This window comes from Methanospirillum hungatei, from assembly GCF_020216685.1.
Taxonomy (GTDB): domain Archaea; phylum Halobacteriota; class Methanomicrobia; order Methanomicrobiales; family Methanospirillaceae; genus Methanospirillum; species Methanospirillum hungatei_B.
Genome location: NZ_JAIWNS010000258.1, coordinates 1 through 4976 on the forward strand (window position 1 = coordinate 1; position 4976 = coordinate 4976).

5 protein-coding genes and 1 pseudogene are annotated in these 4976 nt (G+C 46.1%); 2 read left to right on the top strand and 4 right to left on the bottom strand.

Features of this window, described 5'->3' with window-relative positions; translation table 11 throughout:
- Positions 1–912, top strand: a pseudogene (locus LDL35_RS14410) (PGF-CTERM sorting domain-containing protein); the annotation flags it as partial.
- 170 nt (positions 913–1082) lie between these two features.
- Complete coding sequence (locus tag LDL35_RS14415; protein WP_369694950.1) at positions 1083–2252, top strand: PLP-dependent aminotransferase family protein; 1170 nt, start codon at positions 1083–1085, stop codon at positions 2250–2252.
- A gap of 292 nt (positions 2253–2544) precedes the next feature.
- Here the strand turns inward: LDL35_RS14415 and LDL35_RS14420 are convergent, their stop codons facing one another.
- The 4 genes from LDL35_RS14420 to LDL35_RS14435 all read right to left on the bottom strand — a co-directional run.
- A complete protein-coding gene (locus LDL35_RS14420) occupies positions 2545–3039 on the bottom strand; it encodes a DUF6125 family protein (RefSeq protein ID WP_304023697.1) in 495 nt (164 codons plus the stop codon).
- Entirely contained in the window at positions 3036–3827 is a 792-nt protein-coding gene (locus LDL35_RS14425; protein ID WP_304023699.1) for an ABC transporter permease, read from the bottom strand. The genes LDL35_RS14420 and LDL35_RS14425 overlap by 4 nt, the downstream gene beginning before the upstream one ends.
- Positions 3824–4750, bottom strand: coding sequence for an ABC transporter ATP-binding protein (locus LDL35_RS14430; protein WP_369694951.1), 927 nt, complete (start codon positions 4748–4750; stop codon positions 3824–3826). Before LDL35_RS14430 ends, LDL35_RS14425 begins: the two co-directional genes overlap by 4 nt.
- 7 nt (positions 4751–4757) lie before the next feature.
- A partial coding sequence (locus LDL35_RS14435; protein ID WP_304023703.1) for a presenilin family intramembrane aspartyl protease occupies positions 4758–4976 on the bottom strand: 219 nt, incomplete at its 5' end.

Below are 4976 nucleotides of genomic sequence, written 5' to 3' on the forward strand. Positions count from 1 at the left end.
ACCGCTTCAGCAAGTGTTGTTGCAAAGGGTGACAAGATGTACCTCCGTGGTACTGCAGAAGGCGACCCGTCCAAGGGTGTCGCAATCTGGATCCTTGGTAAGAACAAAGTCCTCTACGCAACTGAATCCGTGAACGATGACATGTCATTCGAGCATGAGATCAAGAGCGCAGAAACTGCATCTCTCTATGCAGGACAGTACTTCGTTGTTATCCAGCACCCGATGTACAACAATGAGTTCGATGTCTACCCAGACAACCCACTCGAACCACAGAAGATCCTCGGTGCATACCCGACCCGTGACTCTGAAGTCTTCAGAATCGGCGGTGCAGGTGCACTTCAGGGAACTGACGCAGCAGAGGCACTTGTAAGAGCAATTGACTCAGCAATGGTAGATGATATCTACACCAAGATGCAGTTCCTCGTCGAGGAGCCAAAGGTCTCCATCAACCCGATCGGAGAACAGGCTGTAGGTTCCAAGTTCGAGATCACTGGTACCACCAACCTCATGTATGACGACAACGATCTGCTGGTCGAGGTTACTTCATCCTCATTCAAGCCGACCGACAAGTCACAGAGTGGTGAGTTCAACGGTGCAACCGGAACTATCAAGGTTCAGCAGGGCACCGATGGTCTGAACAAGTGGAGTTTCACTGTCGATGCAAGCACCTTCAAGCCGGATGAGTACATCGTCCGTGTCTCTGGTGTTACCACCGATGTTGTCGAGACTGCTCTCTTCAACGTTGTTGAGGCTGGCGCAGCACCGGTCGCCCCGGTTGTTGCACCAACTGAAGCACCCGTTGTAGAAGTAACTGCAGAGGCCCCGGTTGTTGCAGAGGAAACCAACGCAACTGAAACCAACGCAACTGCAGAAGCACCTGTAGCAGAAGAACCAGTCAACAAGACTGCGTAAATTAAATCAGGTTTAACATCTGATTTCCCTGGAACCCCAGGGTTTCTTTTTTTATAAAATCTTCCGAAATATTTCAGATAATTTTCAGAATAGACTATTTTCTACCCAAATCATCAAAAGGGATCCTGACGAATACGTAAGAACCAATGAATTATCGTTTTGCAGATCGGATGAGAAAAACACCCCGTTCGTTTATTCGCGAAACACTAAAAGTTACTGAGCATCCTGATATCATATCATTTGCAGGTGGTCTTCCGAATCCATCAGTTTTCCCCGTCCAGGAACTTGCGAAGACGGCTGAGCAGGTAATCAGGGAAGATGGCCCGGCAGCTCTCCAGTATGCAACAACGGAGGGATTCCTGCCATTACGAAAATGGATTGCAGAAAGGTATACTCAAAGGTATGGGATTTCGGTTACACCAGATGAGATCCTTATTACCCACGGTTCCCAGCAATGTCTTGATTTAATCGGTAAGATCTTCATCGATAAAGGCACTCATATCGGGATTGAACGGCCCGGGTATCTTGGAGCAATTCAGGCATTTTCTCTGTATGAGCCCTCATTTATGCCGATATCACTGGAAACGGATGGTCCGGTTATTGAGGATCTTCAAAATTTTCTGCAAATAGAGGATTGCGGGTTTTTCTATGGGGTTCCAAATTCCCAGAACCCGTCAGGAATAACCTGGTCGGACGAAAAACGCAGGGCTGTTGCTGATTCTCTCCATGATTATAATGGGATTTTTATTGAGGATGATGCATATGGAGAGATCAGATTCCATGGCGATACCCCGCGTCCGGTGAAGACAATGGCTCATGATCAGGTCGTCATGAATGGCTCTTTTTCGAAGATCATTACCCCCGGAATGAGGATGGGGTGGATATGTGCTCCAAAGCCGATAATGGATCAACTAGTTACGGCAAAGCAGGGCACTGATCTCCATTCAAGCATCCTTGCCCAACGGATTATTTACCGATATCTTTCAGAATATCCCATTGATGCCTACATCAAAAGGATTTCCGATACCTATAAAAGTCAATGTGACTCTATGGTCCGCTCTATTCAAGAACATTTTCCTGAATCAGTCTCATATACCATTCCTGAAGGGGGCATGTTTCTCTGGGTGACCCTTCCGGAGAATATATCCTCAATGGAAGTATTTGAGAGAGCATTAGAGGAGAAAGTAGCGGTATTACCTGGTATTCCTTTCTATACAGATGGAGGCGGGTATAATACGTTACGTCTCAACTTTACAAACTCATCACATGAAAAAATTGAGGACGGGATTATTCGATTAAGCAGAGTACTGAATAGGTTACTTGAAAAATCCGGAAGATAAATTCCTTTCGTTCAATTTTTATATAACCAAAACTTCATTACTGTTAACCTATTTTTATCGAAATCATTTTTCTCTAATCCTCAATGAACTAGTTATTGACTACGGAATTCTTTTTTGAACTTATCACAGCCGTAAGTCCGCTTTGTGGAGGTATTGTCGTTTCAGGAGATATTGTATACGTTGGAATAACCATTGGTTTCGGTTTTTGGGCGATTATTGAAAAAATTTTAATTTATAAAGATTGATGGTCCCAAGATCTCTTATTCATAATGGTTTCTTAATAAGCCAGGTATTACATCGTAAACCGCCATCCACAATGATAGGAACGGATCATGGGATCAGGTGGACATGCGATACATTCAACTTTTATCTTCGGGTCAATCGTATGAGCAAATATCTCGTAATCAATCAGACCAATTCTCTTACAAGGAAATAACGGGAGGCCTTTTCTGTCACGGGCTGCCTGGGTTCTGCATGAGTTCATATATAACTCCAGAACTCCAGGGGCTGGTTTTCGTATTTCATAGGTGTTCAGGAGGGAGAAGAGCCGATGGTGCAGTGCAGTCTCCAATATCTCCAGTCCGCCACCAGGAGGAAGGCCAAGTCGGATCATGATTCGTTCCGCTTCAATCCTCGAGAACTCTTGCCAGACAGCAGCATCACACTCAAGAGCGATATCAAGCCCAAACCGTTTTTCAATCTCTAAAAACCATAATCCGTCGATTGCAAGCCAGTTTTTTGCCGCATCAATCAGTTCTTTTTTCAGTTCTAAAGGATCATCAGTCATACAATGAGTCTCCGTTCAAAGAGCCGGATAGCCAGCACTGAAAATACTATGGTTCCGAGGACTATCCATGTGATGTTCAAAGCCCATAAGAGGTCAGTGCTTTCGGTAAGAAGCCCCCTGATCAGACTGACCACATGAGTAAGTGGGAGGAATAAGAGGGCCAGAATCTGAACAATCCAGGGAAGGAGGTGCAGAGGAAAAAATGTCCCTGAAAAGAGGAACATCGGTGCGATGAAGAGAGTAGCCGGGTATGAAATAGTATCGATTGAGGGTGAAACCGCAGAAAAACATGCGGCAATACCGGAGAATAACAAACCCGCAACGAATGAGAGGGGGAGTGCAAGGAGTAACCCGGATGGAGAGGCAAGTCCCAGCAGAAGAAGAATAATACTGATTGACAGGGCAGAGATAAACCCCCTAGTTGCTCCCCAGAATATCTCTCCCAGGATTACTTCATGAATGGTGATCGGTGTTGCAAGCAGCGCATCAAATGTCTTCTGATAATACATGCGAACATATGTCCCATACGCACACTCAAAGAAGGATGCATTCATCACGGATGCTGCAAGGATTGCCGGTGCAATAAACCTGACATACGGGAGCCCTTCAATATCGGTGATATATGCTCCGATTCCAAACCCGATCGCCCCAAGGTACAGAAGAGGTTCGATGAAAGGAGGCAGGAGGTTGACACGAATGTTTTTTCGAAATACCAGAGCATTCCGAAGCCAGACATGGTAGGCACCAATAAAGAGGATCCCTACTTTTTCACCCGTCTTCCTCCTCATTCACGAATCCTCCTTCCGGTCAGCATTAAGAATACATCCTCGAGTGATCCTGGCCGGGTGATAACCCGTATTCCCTGGAATTTGTCCATCAATATGTCAGCCAGTTCACGAGGTTTATTGGTTCGTATCTGTATCGTCTCTCCACCTATCTCAAAGGAGATATCCATCAAATTCAGATACCTGGTAACCTCATCAGTATTGTCTGTCTCGACAATATCCATACCGATATAGGTTCTGACCAGTTCATCCGGAGATCCTTCAACCAGAATATTCCCATGATCCATGATCACCAGCCGGTCACAGAGACGGGCTGCCTCATCAAGATAGTGTGTCGTCAGAACGATGGTGTGCCCTTCCGCACGTAATTTCAGGAGTTTCTCCCAGATGTGATGGCGGGCCTGTGGATCCAGGCCGATGGTCGGCTCGTCAAGGATGAGAAGATCCGGATTGTTCATGAGAGATCGTGCAAGGAGGAGTCTTCTCTTCATCCCTCCAGAGAGTTTCTCGATAATAGTGTCCTTTTTCGCCTGAAGTTCAAAAAATTCAAGAAGGCTTAAAGCACGTTTTTCAGCATCGGACTTTGAGATATCAAAGAATCTTGCATACATCACCAGGTTGTCAAAAACCGACAGGTCGGGATCAAGATTGGTCTCCTGTGGGACAACACCAATTCTCTTTCTGATACTTCTTCCTGAAAACTCCGGATCCTCTCCGAATATTTTTAGTGCTCCTCCGGACCGGGGAGAGACACACTGCACCATCTTCATGGTTGTCGTCTTTCCAGCTCCGTTCGGCCCGAGAAATCCGAATAGTTCTCCTTTCGTTACGGAAAAAGTGATGCCATTTACCGCAGTCAGCTCGCGGTATCGTTTTATAAGGCCTGTTGCCTCTATTACCCGGTTCGGAAGAGGGGAGTCTGACATAGTCATATTATTGTGCCAATAAAAACCAGCCGATGAGAAATCCCAGTATCGCCCCGCCGTTCAGAGGTGGAAGTCCTGCCTGAGGCCGGCCTGAATGTACTGCATAAAGAAGGATTCCAAGTCCTGCAAGAGATCCCAGTATCGCCCCTATTGCCGGAAGGCTTACTATTCCCATTCCCCCTCCCGGAGTAAAAACGGCAGCTGATGTCACGAGGATAGATGGCAT